Origin of the sequence: Cupriavidus sp. a3, from assembly GCF_051015765.1 — a bacterium.
GTDB lineage: Bacteria > Pseudomonadota > Gammaproteobacteria > Burkholderiales > Burkholderiaceae > Cupriavidus > Cupriavidus oxalaticus_A.
Genome location: NZ_CP170644.1, coordinates 556,694 through 572,913, shown reverse-complemented (window position 1 = coordinate 572,913; position 16,220 = coordinate 556,694). Strand labels below are relative to the sequence as shown.

The 16,220-nt window shown below is 71.6% G+C and carries 11 protein-coding genes; all 11 read left to right on the top strand.

The genetic code is table 11. The annotated features are described in order from the left end of the window. The first annotated feature begins 7 nt into the window (after nt 1–7). The 11 genes from ACAD63_RS24560 to ACAD63_RS24510 all read left to right on the top strand — a co-directional run bounded on the left by ACAD63_RS24560 (nt 8) and on the right by ACAD63_RS24510 (nt 16,219). Nucleotides 8–1,255, top strand: a complete 1,248-nt coding sequence (locus ACAD63_RS24560; RefSeq protein WP_135703023.1) for a phage late control D family protein — start codon at nt 8–10, stop codon at nt 1,253–1,255. Continuing rightward, a complete protein-coding gene (locus tag ACAD63_RS24555; protein WP_135703024.1) occupies nt 1,252–1,764 on the top strand; it encodes a phage baseplate assembly protein V in 513 nt (170 codons plus the stop codon). The genes ACAD63_RS24560 and ACAD63_RS24555 overlap by 4 nt, the downstream gene beginning before the upstream one ends. Before the next feature lie 53 nt (nt 1,765–1,817). Beyond that, complete coding sequence (locus ACAD63_RS24550) at nt 1,818–2,582, top strand: hypothetical protein (RefSeq protein WP_135703025.1); 765 nt, start codon at nt 1,818–1,820, stop codon at nt 2,580–2,582. 1 nt (nt 2,583) lies between these two features. Beyond that, on the top strand, nt 2,584–2,982 hold the full coding sequence (locus tag ACAD63_RS24545; RefSeq protein WP_434034482.1) for a GPW/gp25 family protein: 399 nt from the start codon (nt 2,584–2,586) through the stop codon (nt 2,980–2,982). 10 nt (nt 2,983–2,992) lie between these two features. After that, nucleotides 2,993–4,987, top strand: coding sequence for a putative baseplate assembly protein (locus ACAD63_RS24540; protein ID WP_195426975.1), 1,995 nt, complete (start codon nt 2,993–2,995; stop codon nt 4,985–4,987). Beyond that, entirely contained in the window at nt 4,984–7,368 is a 2,385-nt protein-coding gene (locus ACAD63_RS24535; RefSeq protein WP_434034481.1) for a hypothetical protein, read from the top strand. The genes ACAD63_RS24540 and ACAD63_RS24535 overlap by 4 nt, the downstream gene beginning before the upstream one ends. Before the next feature lie 74 nt (nt 7,369–7,442). Continuing rightward, on the top strand, nt 7,443–9,929 hold the full coding sequence (locus tag ACAD63_RS24530) for a hypothetical protein (RefSeq protein ID WP_434034480.1): 2,487 nt from the start codon (nt 7,443–7,445) through the stop codon (nt 9,927–9,929). Between the two features lie 13 nt (nt 9,930–9,942). Further along, complete coding sequence (locus ACAD63_RS24525) at nt 9,943–11,931, top strand: hypothetical protein (protein WP_434034479.1); 1,989 nt, start codon at nt 9,943–9,945, stop codon at nt 11,929–11,931. Between the two features lie 12 nt (nt 11,932–11,943). After that, nucleotides 11,944–14,208 carry a hypothetical protein gene (locus ACAD63_RS24520; protein ID WP_434034478.1) on the top strand — a complete coding sequence of 755 codons (2,265 nt, stop codon included), beginning with the start codon at nt 11,944–11,946 and terminating at the stop codon, nt 14,206–14,208. Between the two features lie 11 nt (nt 14,209–14,219). Further along, nucleotides 14,220–14,468: a hypothetical protein gene (locus tag ACAD63_RS24515; RefSeq protein WP_434034477.1), complete on the top strand. Its 249-nt coding sequence runs from the start codon at nt 14,220–14,222 to the stop codon at nt 14,466–14,468. Nucleotides 14,469–14,470: 2 nt separating this feature from the next. Next, nucleotides 14,471–16,219, top strand: coding sequence for a hypothetical protein (locus tag ACAD63_RS24510; protein ID WP_434034476.1), 1,749 nt, complete (start codon nt 14,471–14,473; stop codon nt 16,217–16,219). Nucleotide 16,220: the final 1 nt, after the last annotated feature.

Here is a 16,220-nt window from a genome sequence, read left to right as displayed (position 1 = left end):
CGATGCCATGGGCGCGAGCGAATACCTGACCCTTGCCGGCGAATCCGCCCGCAGCGAAATGGGTGGCCTGCGCGTGCCGCGCTTCGAGCTGACCATCGACGGCGTGCGGCCGGAGAACAGCGTGCTGCGCGACATCGTCGACATCACCTACCGCGACAACATCGACCAGATCGACGGCTTCGAGCTGACCGTCGGCAACTGGGATCCGGCGCGGCGCCGCTACAAGTACATCGGCTCGGAAGACAGCAAGAGCGCGGCCGATGCCACGCTGCATGAGCTGGAGACGCTGTTCGAGCCCTGCTCCAAGGTGGTCCGCATCAGGATGGGCTACGCCAGCGAACTGGTGGAGATGCTGACCGGCAACTTCACCACCATGGAGCCGACCTTCTCCACCGGCGGCCCGCACACGCTGGCGGTGCGCGGCCTGAACCGGCTGCACCGGCTGCGGCGCAAGCGCTATGACGGCAACTGGCACGACACCACCGACAGCGCCATCGCCCGCAGCTTCGACGGCCTGACGGACCCCGACTGGCGCAACAGCGGCCAGGACGCACGCCGCATCCCGATGCCGATCCGCACCGACCCCGACAACGAACCGCCGCTGGTCTTCGTCGGCCAGAAGAATGAATACGACATCGATTTCCTGTGGCGGCGCGCGCGGCTGCGCGGCTACGTGGTAACGATCGAGCAGGACCCTGCCGACGGCAGCGACAGGCTCTACTTTGGCCCGTCCACCAAGGGCGGGCCCAGGCCCTACCGGCTCGACTGGGGTGCCGGCCTGGTGGACCTGAAGGCCACCCTGACCACCGCCAACCAGGTCAAGAAGGTGACTGTGCGCGGCTGGGACCGCGCCGGCCAGCGCGCCATCGAGGAAACCGCCGACCTGGAAGACCCGCGCTTCCTGCGGCGCAACCCGCGCCTGCTGGAGATCGTCAGGCAGTGCGACCCGCGCGAGGAACGCGTGGTCACGCGCCCGGTATCGACCCGCAACGAGGCCCGGCGGCTCGCGCTCGACATCCTCACCGGCCACGCGCAGGAACTGGTGAAGGTGCAGGCCAGCGTGGTCGGCCTGCCGCGGCTGCGCGCCGGCTCGCACGTCAGCATCCAGGGCATCGGCGCGCGGCTCTCGGGCGAGTTCTTCGTCACCGAGACCACGCACACGATCAACACCAGCGGCTATGTCACCCGCTTCACCGCGCGCCGGGAAGACCCGGACACCGGGTTGCAACTCGCCCCCGGAGGAGGCACACCATGAACCGCAGCGAACGCAGTGCAGGCATCGTCATCGGCAAGGTGATCGCGGTACGCGACCCGGAGCGCCTGGGCCGCATCCAGGTCAACTACCCGTGGCTGTCCGGACCGGAGCAGCGCTGGGTGCCGGTGGCCGCGCCGATGGCCGGCGGCGACCGCGGCGCGTTCTTCATGCCTGAGGTGGACGACGAGGTGATCCTCGCCTTCGACCAGGGCATGTGGGACCACCCCTATGTGATCGGCTTCCTGTGGAACCCGCGGCAGCGGCCGCCGTCCTCCGACGAGCGCCAGCGCATGATCCGCTCGCGCAACGGGCATGCGCTGCGCATGGTCGACTCCACGCCGGTGGCCGGCAACAAGGGCGCGCTGATCATCGAGGACGCGCACGGCAATACCGTGGTGATGACCAACACGCATATCAGCATCAACACGCGCGGCGCGCTGGCGATCAACGCGGTCGGCAGCATCACCATCAACGACCGGCTGGTGCGGCCCGCCGGCGGGCCGATCTGAAGGCTGGCCCTGCCGGCTGGCCCTACCGACGCAGACCACACCGCGAGGCAAGCATGGACGTCCCGATCGAGGTACCGCTGCCCGAATCCCTGCAGAAGGCGCTGCAGAAGCCGGTCTGCATCCCGCTGCCCAAGCCCGGCAGCGCGCAGATCCAGCTGCCCACCGGCGGCACGCTCAAGGGAATCGTCGATATCACCAAGGGCATTCCGGACGACTGCTCGCTCAACTTCTCGCTGGTGCTGCAACTGGCGCCGGTGATGGCGAGCATCGAATGCCTGGTCAAGGTGCTCAAGCTGATCAAGCCGCTGATCGACGTGGTCAAGGCGCTGGGCCCGCCCGACCCGCCCACGCTGATCAAGGTGGTGCCGGAGTTCCTGCAGGCGGCCGAGGCGGTGCTGCCCTGCCTGGCGGTGCCAACGCCCGTGGTGATGATCCCGTTCGTGCGCGACGTGCTGCTGCTCATCATCAAGCTGCTCAGGTGCATCATCGGCCAGCTCAAGAGCGTCCTGGCGCTGATGGGCGGTCTGGCGCTGCAGATCTCGTCGGCGCAGGCCGAGGGCAACAGCGAGCTGATGGCCGCGCTGGAATGCGCGCAGGCCAACGCCAATGCCTCGGCCCAGCACATGATGTCGGCAATCGACCCGGTGCTGGTGCTGCTGTCGCTGGCCGAGCCCTTCATGGGCATTGCCGGGGTCGATCCTATCAAGACGCCGACCATCGGCGCGGCCGAGGACATCGAGAGCCTGCAGAACGTGGTCACCACGCTCGACGAGCTGACCAAGGCGCTGCAGCTCGTCGCCGACGCGCTGGGAGGCTGAGATGGCACAGGACTTCCTCGGCACCGGCTTTGCCTTCCCGCTCTCGGTCACGCCGCGCGGCAAGCTGGCGCTGGCGCGCGCCGGGCAGCGCATCGAAGAATCGATCTACCTGATCCTGGGCACGCGGCTGGGCGAGCGCCTGATGATGCCGGCGTTCGGCTGCGCCATCCACGACCTGCTGTTCGCGCCCAACGACCCCATCACGCGCACCGAGGCGGTCGACGCGGTGCGCGAGGCGCTGGCGCTGTGGGAGGCGCGCATCGACGTGCTGGCCGTGACGGCCGACTTCGACCCCGCGCAGCCCAGCCTGCTGCTGATCCGCGTCGACTACCGCATCCGCGCCAACAACGCGCTGGCCAACCTGGTGTACCCGTTCTACATCAACGAATCCTACGTCTAGGGCCAGGATCATGCCGCTCAGGAACGAATACCCGGTGATCGACGACAGGCGCTACGCCGACCTGGTGGCCGAGGCGCGGGCGCGCATCCCGCGCTACACGTCGGAGTGGGACGACGTCAACGACAACGAGCCCGGCATGGCGGTGGTGCAGCTGATGGCCTGGATGAGCGACCTGCTGCTGGCGCGGCTGGGACGCGTGCCCAAGCTGAACTACCTGAAGTTCCTGGAGCTGCTCGGCATCGAGCTGCTGCCGGCGCGGCCGGCGCGCGCCGAGCTGAGCTTCCCGGTGCAGGCGACCTACGCCGAGCCGACGCTGATCGTGCCGCTGCACACGCAGGTCGCTGCCGAGGTGCCGGGCGAAGACCGGCCCGTGGTGTTCGAGACCGAGAAGGCACTGGTCGCGCTCAGCGCCCGGCTCGATGCGGTGCAGGTCGACCTCGGCCTGCAGACCACCGACGTCAGCGCCGCCAACGCGGAGGTCCAGGCCGGCTTCCTCGCCTTCGGGCCGGCGGTACGGACAGGCAATGCGCTGATGCTGGGATTCGACTCCCCGCTGGACTTCCCCAGCGTGCCGATCGACCTGGCGGTGTGGATCGCCCGGCGCGATGCGCGCGCGCCCTTCTATGTCGACAGCCCGCTGGCCACCGCGCCGCCGGCGACGCTCGCGTGGGAATACTGGAACGGCAAGGACTGGTACCCGCTCGACACGCTGCGCGACGACACCGCCGCCTTCACCCGCAGCGGCCATGTGCTGCTCGGCGCCGCGCCCCGCAACGGCCCGCAGCGCGCGGTGCTGGGCAAGGTGGCCGCGCCGCGCTACTGGCTGCGCGCGCGGCTGGCCGGCGGCGCCTACCAGCGCCCGCCGCGGCTGCTGGCGGTGCGCACCAACACGGTCCCGGCGATCGCCGCGCAATCGGTCGATGCCGAGATCGCCGGGCGCAGCACCGGCATGCCCGACCAGGTGTTCCAGCTCGCCCAGCACCCGGTGCTGGCCGGCAGCCTGGCGCTTGAAGTCGACGAAGGCGACGGCTTGCAGCCGTGGCAGGAGGTGGCGGACTTCCTGGCATCCGGGCCGGACGACGCGCACTACGTGCTCAACCGCACCACCGGCGAGATCCGCTTCCACGGCATCGGCGGCCGCATCCCGGTGGCCAACCCGAACCGCCCCGCCAATATCGTCGCGCGGCGCTACCGCGTGGGCGGCGGCGCGCACGGCAATGTCGGTGCCGGGCTGATCGCCACGCTGCGCGGCAGCCTGCCGGGCATCGACACCGAGGGCGTCGGCAACCTGTTCCCGGCCTTCGGCGGTGCCGATGAAGAGACGCTGGAGGCCGCGCGCGAACGTGCCGCGGCCACGCTGAAGAGCCACGAGCGCGCCGTCACCCGCGACGACTTCGAGCTGCATGCGCGGCAGGTCGGCGGCGTAGCGCGCGCGCGGGCGCTGCCGCTGTTCCATCCGTCCTTCCCCAATGTGGAAGTGCCCGGCGTGGTCAGCGTGGTGGTCGTGCCCGAGGCCAGCAACCCGCAGCAGCCGCTGGACGACCCCGCGCCGCAGCCCACCGAAGGCCTGCTGCGCGAGGTCTGCGCGCAGCTGGACCAGCGCCGCCTGGCCACCACCGAACTCTATGTGCTGGCACCGGCCTACCGGCTGCTCCGGCTCTCCGCCACGCTCACCGTGGCCGGCGCTGCCGACCTGGCCGCGGTCAAGCAGGCCGCGCTGCTGGCGCTGCGGCGCTACTTCCATCCGCTGGTCGGCGGCGAAGACAGCAAGCCGGATGCCGACGGCAGCGGCTGGCCGTTCGGCGGCGACATCAACTACTCGCGCGTGGTGCAGCGGCTGCTGCTGGCCGGCGTGATCAGCGTGGACGACCTGCTGTTCCGGCTCGACGACACCGACTACCCGGCCTGCACCAATGTCCCGGTCGGCGGCGGCGCGCTGTTGCGGCTGGCCGACGACTCCCTGGCGCTCAGCGTCCGCTACGAGGCCAGCGAGGTGGATGCATGACCCAGCCCTGCACCTTGCCCGCCGCCACGGCACCGGCGGGGCCAGCCTCGCACGCGCCCTACCTGCCACCGGTACCGCGCCCGCCGCACGATCCCCTGACGCTGGTGCTCAACGGACAACTCGGCTGGCAGGCGCTGCCCGGCAAGCCGCCGGCCGTGCCGGCCGCCACCATCGGCCCGCTGGGTCAATGCGGCGCGCTGACGCTGCTGCCGCTGCCGGGTTCCGGCCGCACGCTGCCGGAAGCCAGCGGCAGCTTTGGCGGGCTGGTGCTGCCACGGCATATGGCGCTGGCCACGCTCGGGCCTTGCCAGCAGGCGCTGTTGCTGTTCGATGCCACGGGCCGGCGCCTGCTGCGCTTCGACCCATGCGCCTGCGTGTTCACCGACGCCTTCTGCCTGCGCCCGCAGGATCCTCGGCTGCCCTCGGGCCCGGCCACTCTGGCCGCGAGCTGCGGGCGTCTCTACCTGGCCGATCCTGCCACGCGCCGCGTGGTCGTGCTCAACGCAGCCACCGGCGCGGCACGCGGCGTGTGGCGCGCACCGCTGGCCACGCCACCGTGCGATGCCGGCAGCCGGCTCGACGACTGGCAGCCCGCGGCGCTGGCGGTGGCGCCCAACGGCGATATCTGGGTCGGCGACCGCATGCACGGCCTGCTGCTGCGCTTTGCCGCGTCCGGCTGCGTACTGGAGCGCCATAACGGCTTCGGCGCCGTCGCCGCGCTGGCCGCCACCTGCGACGGCAGCCTGCTGGTCGCCACGGATGGCGCCGAGGCGGTGGTGTTCTACGATCCCGCCACGCGCAGGCGTCTCGATCCGCCGCTGCGCCCGGCCGACCTCGCCGGCGCCTTCGCGCCGCTGCCGCTGACGGTGCATGCCGACGGCTCGGTCGACCTGTCCGCGCTATGCAGCCCGCCATGCGCCGCGCCGTGCGTGTTCGACCCGTCCGGCACGCTGCTGGACGCGCCGCCCGACGATCCACCCGATGCCTGGCCCTCCACCGGCACGTGGCACTCGCAGGCGCTCGACAGCGGCATCTCGGAGTGCATGTGGGACCGCATCGTCCTTGGCGCCACGCTGCCCGCGCATACCCGGCTTGCCATCGACGTGCTCACCGCCGAAACCGCGCTGCAAGCGTCAGACCTGTTCGAGAGCGGCGACTGGCAGCCCGCGCTGGCGCTGCATCCCGAGCCTGAAGGCGCCACCGCCTTCGACGGCATCGACTACATGCTGCGGGCCCGCCCCGGCCGCTTCCTGTGGCTGCGTTTGCGGCTGGATGGCAACGGCGCGGCGACGCCGTCGCTGGCCTGCGTGGCGATCGATTTCCCGCGCATCAGCTGGCGCCGCTACCTGCCGGCGATCTTCGGCGCCGAGCCGGTCAGCGCCGAATTCACGGACCGCTGGCTGGCGCTGTTCGACCGCCAGTTCCGCGACATCGAACGGCAGATCGACACACAGGCGCGCTTGTTCGACCCGAATTCGGCGCCTGCCGGCGGGCACCAGGATTTCCTCGGCTTCCTGGCCGGCTGGCTCGGCCTGGGCAGCGGCCTGTCGGCGCTGCCGCTGGCCCGGCAGCGCGCGTTCATCAAGCATGCGGCGCGGGCATTTGCCTGGCGCGGCACGCCGCGCGGGCTGACGCACACGCTCTACCTCTTTCTCGGCCTGCAGCGCTGGTGCGGATACAGCGCCGGCGCGGCGCCCTGCGTACCGTGCGCCAGCGACATTCCCGAACGCTTCCGCTGGCGCCCACCGCGGCTGCTGCTGGAGCACTACATCCTGCGGCGCTGGCTGTTCCTGGGATTCGGCCGGCTGTCCGACAACGCGCGCCTGTGGGGCGAGCGCATCGTCAACCGCAGCCGGCTGGGCGCGGGCGCGCCGCCGGCGGCGATGCCAGGCTGCCCGCTGCCGGGCCGTGCCGGCAGCGAAGGCGGCGATGACTGCGAGCCGTGCGTCGGTGCCGTCCATGCCGGCCGGCACGGCGCCGCCAGCCCGGACGAAAGCGCGCGTCTCGGCGTCACCCAGCTCAAGACCGCGCAGGACCCGTGGCGCGATCCCTTCCATGTCTATGCGCACAAGCTGTCGGTGTTTGTGCCCGCGGCGTGCGTGCGCGATCCGGCGCTGGCACGCGCGCTGGCACAACTGCTCAAGGCCGAGGTGCCGGCCCACGTGCAAGCCACGCTGGTGCCGGTGGAGCCGCGCTTCCGCATCGGCGTGCAGGCCATGCTGGGGCTGGATGCCGTGATCGGCTACCGCGCCGCGCCGGCCGCGCTGGATGCGATGCGGCTGGGACGCGGCACCGTGCTGGGCGGCGCCGACCGCGACGGCGGCGCGCGCGCCTTGCGTGTGGGCACGCGGCGCGTGGGGATGGACACCACCATGCAGTAATGGCTGTAGCTGGCCACCAGAGCGGATCAACGACAGCTGCCAAACGACGAGAGGTCTGAATTATGGGCAACGCAATGCATACCCCGACTGGCTGCTGCGACGCACCCTGCCCCGGCTGCGAGGTGCAGACCCCGCTGCGCAACCACTACTTCTTCGGCAAGCTGATGGACGTGCCGGACTTCGACGTGGAACAGGCCTACGTGGTGGAGAAATTCCGCCGCCACCATGCACGGTTGCACGGCACCGGCGTGATCTGCGGACTGGAAGTGGCAGCACACCCGAACCCTGCCTGCCGCGACCGCTACGTGGTGGTCAGGCCCGGCGCGGCGCTCGACTGCTGCGGCAACGAGATCCTGGTGATCGACGAGGAAACGCTGGACATCACCTGCTTCCCGGCGGTCCGTGCGCTGACCGAGCAGCCCGACAACGCGGACCACCTGTTGCTGCTATGCATCCGCTACCGCGAATGCCCCACCGAGGAAGTGCCTGTGCTGTACGACGAATGCGGCTGCGACGACTCCCGCTGCGCGCCGAATCGCATCCTGGAAAGCTACGAGTTTGACGTGCTGGTTGACCCGGAGCTGCCGGCGGTACCGCCCGCGCAGCCGCAGCCGCCCACGCTGACGTGGCAGGCCAGCGTCACGCTGGCCGGCGCGCGCGCGGTGGCGCTGCATGAGGCGAGCCAGCGCGCCTATCTTGCGGCGGACTTGTCGGGCGGCGGTGGCACGGTGCAGCAGTTGTGGCTGTCGAACCAGGCGTATATCGCCACCCACAATTTCACCACCGCCGTGTCCGGCATCGCCGTGAGCGGCGACGGCACGCTGCTGGTGGCGCTGGTCGCCGGCGCCACCGCGGCGGACCCGGCACGGCTGGCGCTGCTGGATACCACATCCGCCGGCGATTTCGCCGGTGCCGAAGACGCAACGCTCGACCTGCCGGGCACGGCTGGTGCCACGCAGGCCTGGGTAACGGCGATCGGTCCCAACCGCGTGGCCGCGCTCGTGGTCGGCGGCGGCGACAGCCTGCTATTCACGGTCGATCTCGCGCCGGGCACGCTGACGGCCGTGCTCGACGCCACGCTGAGCGGCTTTGCCGCCACCGCCTGGGTGCTTGGCAGCGACGGCAAGACGCTGTACCTGGCGCAGGCCAATGGCGCGATGCAATCGGTCGACCTGGCCGCGGCAGCACTGACGCCGGCCGCGCTTGGCCTGTCCGGCACCAGCGTCAGTGCGCTGGCCACGGTCAAGACCGATGCCCTCGACCTGCTCGCCTGGACCGACCAGGCCGGCCAGCGCATCGCATTGTCCAAGCCGGACGGCACGCTGCTGCACCAGGATCCGCTGCCCGCGCCTCCCGTGGCGCTGGTCGCCGAAGCGGCCGGCCGCTTCGGCTATGTGCTGATGCAGCCCGCCACCGGCAACAGCCGCATCGTCGCGGTAGACCTGCGCCGCATGCAGCAGGGCCAGCCGGCGCTGCTGTCCAACGCACTGGAAATCGGCCCGGGCGGCGACGCGCTGGCGCTCGCCGGCGAGCGGCTGTGGGCAGTGTATGACGACGGCGCCGCGATCGCCGCCATCGAAGCTACCCATTGCGAGGACTTCCTGGATCCGCATCCCTGCCCGGCCTGCCCCGCGCCGGACTGCGTGACGCTGGCCACGATCGCCCGATACCGCCCGTCGCGCAAGCTCGAAGACCCGACCGTGCCGCCCAGCGACCCGCTCGCCGACACGGCGGCCAATATCGCCCGCCTCGACATGCTGACGTGGCGCGCGGACGTGCCCAGCGTGGCCGACCTGGCGCTGGCGGTGCGCTGCATGCTGGAGCACTGCTGCGGCGGCACCAGCGCCAAGGGCGAGCAGGGCGACCCTGGCCTGCCCGGACAACAGGGTGAGAAAGGCGAAAAGGGGGATAAGGGCGACAAGGGCGACCCCGGCGATCAGGGCGAGCCAGGCAAGCCCGGCGACGGCCTGGACTGGGCCCTGCCCCACATCTGCGACATCAACTGGAAGCATGCCGAGCGAATCCCCTTCGACGCCATCGCCAGGGGACTGGTGGTGGCGTTCGACACGCCGGTGATGGCCGGGGACCTGCATGCCGACTCGATTCACCTGCAGGTGCAGCACGAGGGCCGCCTGGTCGAACTGCCACTGCAATGCTGGTGCGACCTGCCACTGTCGCGCGAAGACCTGGAACCCGGCCGGCTGGAACGCGACTGCGATGCGCAGACCCAGTTCGACCCCGGCGTCGACGCCAACGGCATGGCCACCGCGGTGCGCATCGGCCAGCAGGTCCTGCCAAAGCTGTTTGGGGCCATGCAGGGCAAGCCGGTCAAGCTGCGGCTGCTGGTCAACGGAGACTTTATCCGCGGGCTGCACCATGACACCAAGCAGCTGCGCGCGCTCGACGCCGACCACATCCCCAAGCTGGTCCCGCCGTCGCCGCCCAATCCGCCGCAGCCCGGCGCAGTGCCGGAGTGGCTGCAGCCTCAGGACGAACGCGTCAGCGGCGACGGCATCGAGGGCGGCACCTTCGAAAGCTGGTTCACCATAGAGCAACGATAGGGAGCACCAGGCCATGAACACCGTGAACGACCTCTATCGCAAACGGCAGGGGCAGAGCCCCACCGCCTGCCCGCCCGAACCCTGCGTCTGCGGCACTTGCGGCATGCTGGAATGCCTGTGCCGGCCGCGCTTCTTCGCCGGCCAGGTGCTGACCGCCGACGACCTCAACCGGCTCGACGGCTATATCCGCGGCAAGCACCGGCTGCACAACCGGCAGCTGCACGGCTGGGGCGTGGTCAACGGGCTGGAAGTCACCTGCAACCCGTGCGGCGACGGCGTCGCGGTCGGCTGCGGCTATGCGCTCACCCCCTGCGGCGACGACATCGTGGTGTGCGAGGCGGTCAGCGTCGATGTGTGCGAGCTGATCCGCCGCTGCAAGGACGCGGAGCACCGCTGGCAGCAGTGCGAGCCGATGAAGCATCCGCCGCCGCAGCAGTGCGATGCCGGCGAGGAGGAGTGGATCCTGGCGATCCGCTACGCCGAGGCGCCGGCGCGCGGGGTCAAGCCGCTGCGCCCGGCGCCGGACTGCACCGCCAACAGCTGTGCCTGCGGCGGCAATGGCGGCAAGTGCGGCTGTGGCGGTGCCTGCGGCGGCATGAAGTGCGGCTGCAACGGCGCCACGCTGGCCAGGCCGCGCGGCGCGCCGGTGCAGTGCGAGCCCACCGTGATCTGCGAGGGCTTTGCCTTCGAGGTCTACCGCAAGCCGCCCGACAAGGCCCCGGACCCGGTCGGGACCAGCGACAGCACCGTCGGGGGCGCGGCTGGCAACAACCAGGCCTTCAACCCGGACTCCGAACTGATGCAGCGCTTCCGCTGCTGCGTCGAGCTGCTGGTCACGCAGATGCCCAAGCTGCCCGGCGCGCTCAAGGTCCCCGCCACCGCTGCCGAAGCGCTGGCGTGGTACCAGTGGCTCGGCGCGGCGCGCATGCAGCTGCGGCGCTATTTCGGCAGCCACGGCAGCTACAACTGCGACCTGATGGCACAGTTCAATGCCATCTCCTACCCCGCCGCGGGCACGCTCGCCAATGCGGGCGCCATCTACCTGGCGGTGGTGCTGCTGATGATCGTGTGGCTGGACGCCATGCTCGCCTGCTTCTGCTCGGCGCTGCTGCCGCCGTGCCCGGCGCCGACGCGCGAGGTGCGCGTGCCGCTGGCGTCGCTGCATGTCGCCGGCGGCTGCGGGGCCCAGTCCTGCCGCGTGCTGCGCGTGTGCAACTGGACCGTGCACCGCAAGTTCGCCACCACCTTCCCGTCGCTGCAGTACTGGCTCGGCATCCTGCCATTCGGGAAGCAGTTGCGGCAGTTGCTGGAGAACCTGTGCTGCTTCGATATCGGCGGCATCCTGCCCGACAACCGCCTGCAGGACAGCGCGGCGGGCGCGCAGCCCGGGCTCTTCGCGATGCGCGCGGAGGTGGTGCCCGATATAGCCCCGAACATGGCGCCTGACAACGCGGCCGGGAATGGCAACGGCAATGGCAACGGCAGCGGCAGCGCCGACATCAAGCTGGCCGATGCGGCCTACCAGCGCGCCAACGACCTGCTGAACCCGGCCGTGGCCGAACCCGAACGCATCGCCGGCGCCACCGGGCTGCTGCGCGCCGCGCTGGCGCGCACCGGCAAGACGCTGGAGTTCAGCACGCTGGCCGAGAGCATGATGGGGCCCGGCAGCCCCGGCAATGGCCGGGACCGGCTGTCCCCCGCGGAGACGGCCAACCTGCCCCAGTTCGTGATCGCCAACCAACTGATGCGTCCGAGCGTCGCGGCCGCGATCGCACCGCTGCTCGACGCCGCGCTGGGCCTGTCGCTGCGCGCCACGGCCTTTGCCGGGGCAGCGCCGGAGACGGCCGCCCCCGATGCCATGGCCATCCTGCGCGCCGACATGGACGCGTTGCGCGACAGCGTCAAGGCGCAGGCCGCCGAGATCGAACGGCTCAAGGCAGCGGCCAGACCTGCGCCCAAGCCCGCGCCTGCCACCAAGCGCGGCGGCCGCAAACCCGGCTAGGAGGAGTGCGCCATGACCACCGAATTTGCCGAGCGTCCGCGCTTCTTCGAGGGCCAGTATCTCGGCGCCGAGGACCTGCAGGCGCTGCTGCGCTACTTCAGCACACAGCTGGCGCGCCACCACCTGGGCAGCCACAGCTGGGGCATCGCCTCCGGCATCGAGCTGGTCTACCAGGATTCGCCGCAGGGCGCGGTCGAGGCTTACCTGACGCCGGGGCTGGCCACCGACGGCTATGGCCGCGCCATCGTGGTGGCCGAGCCCTTCCCGCTCGACGCCGGCCTGTTCGCGGGGCAGCCGGCCGGGCTGGTCAACGTATGGATCCGCTATGACGAGGCCGCCGGCCAGGGCGTGCGCCCCGGCTTCGAGGTATGCGGCGCCACCGATGCCTATGCCCGCGTGGTGGAGTCCTTCCTGGTCGAGGTCGGCGAGCGCAAGACCATCGAAACCCGCCAGGGCGGCGTGGCGCTGGGCGACGACAGCTACGGCGACGCGCGCGAGGCGCCGGGTGCGCTGCTGCCGCTGCAGCCGCTCGCGCCGGATGGTTCGGTGCCGGCGCAGCGCTTTCCCGGCGACGACGATCCCAGCCTGTGGCTGATCCCGGTCGGGCGCGTGCTGTGGCAAGGCGGCACGCTACAGAAACCGACGCCCGCCAGCGCCACCCAGTCGCGCCTGTTCCGCCGGCATTCCGGCTGGATCGGCGAGGCGCTGCACGGCACCGGCGGCCTGCTGCGGCTGCGCGGCCGCTGGATCCCGCGCGCGGGCGCCACGCCGGTCGAGCAACTGTGCGAGGCCGACCAGCCCGCCGCCGCCGACCTGGTGTTCTGCGCCAGCGACCCCGACACGCCGCACTTCCGCGAACCGGTCTGGCTCGACGCCGACACGCGCGCGCGCGGCCACCTGCGCTACTACGGCACGCGCGCCGAGTGGGTCGATGCCGGCGGCACCGACTACCTGGCACAGGGCACCGTCACCGCGCTCCAGCGCGCCGCGCCCAGTGCCGTCGACGGGGTCGACCTGCGGGTGCTGCTGGGCCAGCCGCAAGGCAGCGCCGGCCCGACCCGGCTCACCCTCGGCGCCGCCACCCCGACCGGCACCGATCCCTGCGCGATCGGATTCAGCTATACCGCCGGCGTGGCGATCCAGCACGACGGCCGTGTCGGCATCGGCAGCACCGACAAGGCGCTGGCCTTGCCGCTGACAATACGCGCGCTCGCGGCCAATGGCGGCCTGGTCGGGCTGGAAGGCACCGGCGGCGCGCTGGCGTGGCAGATCAACATGGGCCCGGCAAAGAACGGCCTGAACCTGACCCAGTCGGATCCGACGCTGAGCAACCTGTTTATCGAGGCGGCCAGCGGCAACGTCGGCATCGGCACGCTGACGCCGGGCGCACGGCTCGACATCCAGGGCGTGCCGTCGCCGCAGGGCAATGCGGTGGGCAACGGCAAGTGGCTGCAGATGGGCAGCAGCACCGCCCCCGATGCCGGCCAGGCCTGGTTCCAGTACGGCCCGCAACTGGCGCCGCTGCTGGTGCTGAGCGACTTCGACGATCCGCCCCGGGTGCAGTTCCAGCAGGTCGGCAACGGTAACGAGGCGGCCGCGCAATTCTCCAGCTGGATCGGCCAGGCCCGTGGCAACTCGTCCGACCTGGCATTGTTCGGCGGCAGCGTCGGCATCGGCACGCTGACGCCGTCGCGCACGCTGCACGTGCTCGGCAGCGAGATCCACAGCGGCGGCGGCGGCGCCGGGTTTTCGTTCGAGAACCGCGAGACCGGCGCCTTTATCGGCAACCCCGGCAACGGCGAGCGCTGGGTCTGGTACGCCAGCGGCGGCAATGCGCGGCTGTGGAGCAACGGCGACAAGCTGACCGTGACCCCGGCCGGGCGCATGGGCCTGGGCACCGCTGCGCCCGCCAGCACGCTGGAAGTGCGCGGCGCGATCCGGCTCGGCGACAACGGCGACTACTTCGCGGTAGGCGGCCTGGCCGAGATGCGCATTGTAGCCGGGCAGGCCAGCGCGGGTGGCGGCTCCGCCGGCACAGGGTGGAGCGCGACGCGCACCGGCACAGGCCAGTACACCGTGAGCTTCGCGCCGGCCTTCACCGCGACGCCGGTCATCGTCGCCAGCCTGGTCGACTCGGCCAACGACGACCAGGTCTGCACCGTGCGCAACGTCGGCCCCGGCGGCTTCACGCTGATCGCCCGCGACGTCACGCCGCCGTCGGAAGGCAGCTTCGTCGACAACGCCTTCCACTTCGTCGCCTACGGGCCCCGCACCTGAAAGGAGCCGCCATGGACCACCCCACCGCCAATGCGCCCGCGGCATCCGCCGCGCCCATCGAACGCAGCCTGCTGCAGGCGCGCCTGGCCACGCTGCGCGGCGAATACAGCGCGGGCCAGCGCCTGCTGGCCGAGGCCGAGGCGCGCGCCGCCACGTTGCGCGAGCAGCTGCTGCGCATCGGCGGCGCCGCGCAGGTGCTGGAAGAACTGCTGGCCGTCGATGCGCAGCCGCCTGCAGCGGCCGTCACTGCGCAGGCTTAGCCATGGCCCACCTGCGCATCCGCCAGTGGCACAACGCATATGCGGTGCCTGCCGCGCACCCCGCGCCGGCCGCGCTCGGCCACCAGCTCGACGCGCTGGCGCCGCAGCTGGCGCAGGCGCTGGCGGATCAGCTCGACGCACTCGGGCTGGATGACGACGCCGTGGTGCTGCTGCCGCGGCTGGAGATCGCCTGCGAGATCGATACCGCGTGCCCCGCCGGGCAGATCGTGCGGCACTGGTCGCGCCAGCTGGCGCTGGCCTTTGCGCGCGCGCTGGCGGATCCAGCCGGCGACGCCATCAGGATGCCCTCGCGCGCGGCTTACCATGCGCGCTTTATCGAACGGCTGCTGCGCGGCGACGGCTGGGACAGCTGGCTCTTCCACCGCTTCGCCGGCCTGCGCATGCTGCCGGCGGGCGCTGCCATCCGCACCCTGCTGACGGAAGACGCCGCCACGGGACGCGCCACGCTGGCGCTGCTGGACAGGGCAAGCTGGCCCATGCTGCTGGCGGCGCTGGGCGAGCGCGAGGCGGTGCGCATCCTGTCCCGCTGGCACGAACAGGAGAGCGAGGCCACCGACGTGGGCCCGTTGGAGCCTGCCGCCAGCGCATGGCGGCAGGCGTCGCCCGGCCGCGTCGCGCCCGCGCTGCTGGCACTGTGGCTGCTCGCGCATGGCGGCGCGGCGCAGCCGGCTGGCATCGGCGCGCTGTGCTGGCTGGCGGCGTTGCTGTCGATGCCTGAGGACATGCCTGCCACCGTGCTGGCGCGTCTTGCCGCGCACGGCGTCATCGATGGCAAACCTGCCTGCGCCACGGATCCCGACTGGCTGGTGCTGCTCGCCACCACGCCGCAGCCTGTGCGTGCGGCAATGGCATCGCTGGCGGCACAGGCCAGGCAGGTGCAGCAAGAGCGCGCGCCATCCACACCCGATGCCGCTGCGGAACCGCTTGACGCGCCATTCGGCGGCCTCGCGTGGCTGCTGCCTGCCCTGCATGACCTGTTCGACGGCGGCTGGGCCAGCGCACTGCCCGCGCCGTCGGCCGGGGCCGGCAGCGCGCGCGACGTTGCCGCGCTGCTGGCGCTGGCGATCGCCGCCGGCCATCGTGGCGAACGGGTGTGGCGCGACCCGTTCTGGCGCACCTTCCTGCAGGTGGCGCCAGCCTTTTCACTGCCAGCGCTGCACGACTGGCTGGCCGCCACGGACGCCGAAGCGCCGGCCCTGGCACTCGCCGCCTCGTTGCGCCGCTGCGCCTTCACCGGCGTCGCGCGGCTGCGGGTGCCAGCCGGGGCGATCCGCACCGAGGTATGGATCGAACCCGGCAGCGCCTGCCGCCTGCATGCCACGACGCCACCGGCTGGCCTGGCCGAGTCCGCGCCGCTGCCGTTCGCCATGCGGCTGCGCCTGACACGGTTGCTGCGCCAGGATCTTGCGCTGCTGGGTGCCAGCCCGGTGCTGGCGGCGCTGCCGCCGGCCTGGCGGGACATCTTCGCCACGCTGGCGCAGGCCGCGCTGCGGCGCATCGCCTTCCGCATTCCGGGCGCGGCCTGTTGCACCTTGCCGTACCTGTTCGCCAACGTGCTCGATACACGCGGCGAGGCCCACCGCGGCGGTGCCGGCGCCGCAACCGGGACCGCCTGGACCCTCTCGCTGCGGCGCCCGCCGCTGCACGTGCTGCTGAGCCTGAACGGCATGGCGCGGCTGCGCGTGGCCTGGCCGGGCCGGCGCGAGCTGAGCCTGCACTGCACGGAGTGAA

Coding starts and splice junctions, on each gene's coding strand:
- ACAD63_RS24560 (WP_135703023.1), top strand. CDS start 8: ATGGGCGCGAGCGAATACCTGACCCTTGCCGGCGAATCCGCCCGCAGC.
- ACAD63_RS24525 (WP_434034479.1), top strand. CDS start 9,943: ATGAACACCGTGAACGACCTCTATCGCAAACGGCAGGGGCAGAGCCCC.
- ACAD63_RS24515 (WP_434034477.1), top strand. CDS start 14,220: ATGGACCACCCCACCGCCAATGCGCCCGCGGCATCCGCCGCGCCCATC.
- ACAD63_RS24520 (WP_434034478.1), top strand. CDS start 11,944: ATGACCACCGAATTTGCCGAGCGTCCGCGCTTCTTCGAGGGCCAGTAT.
- ACAD63_RS24510 (WP_434034476.1), top strand. CDS start 14,471: ATGGCCCACCTGCGCATCCGCCAGTGGCACAACGCATATGCGGTGCCT.
- ACAD63_RS24545 (WP_434034482.1), top strand. CDS start 2,584: ATGGCACAGGACTTCCTCGGCACCGGCTTTGCCTTCCCGCTCTCGGTC.
- ACAD63_RS24540 (WP_195426975.1), top strand. CDS start 2,993: ATGCCGCTCAGGAACGAATACCCGGTGATCGACGACAGGCGCTACGCC.
- ACAD63_RS24555 (WP_135703024.1), top strand. CDS start 1,252: ATGAACCGCAGCGAACGCAGTGCAGGCATCGTCATCGGCAAGGTGATC.
- ACAD63_RS24535 (WP_434034481.1), top strand. CDS start 4,984: ATGACCCAGCCCTGCACCTTGCCCGCCGCCACGGCACCGGCGGGGCCA.
- ACAD63_RS24530 (WP_434034480.1), top strand. CDS start 7,443: ATGCATACCCCGACTGGCTGCTGCGACGCACCCTGCCCCGGCTGCGAG.
- ACAD63_RS24550 (WP_135703025.1), top strand. CDS start 1,818: ATGGACGTCCCGATCGAGGTACCGCTGCCCGAATCCCTGCAGAAGGCG.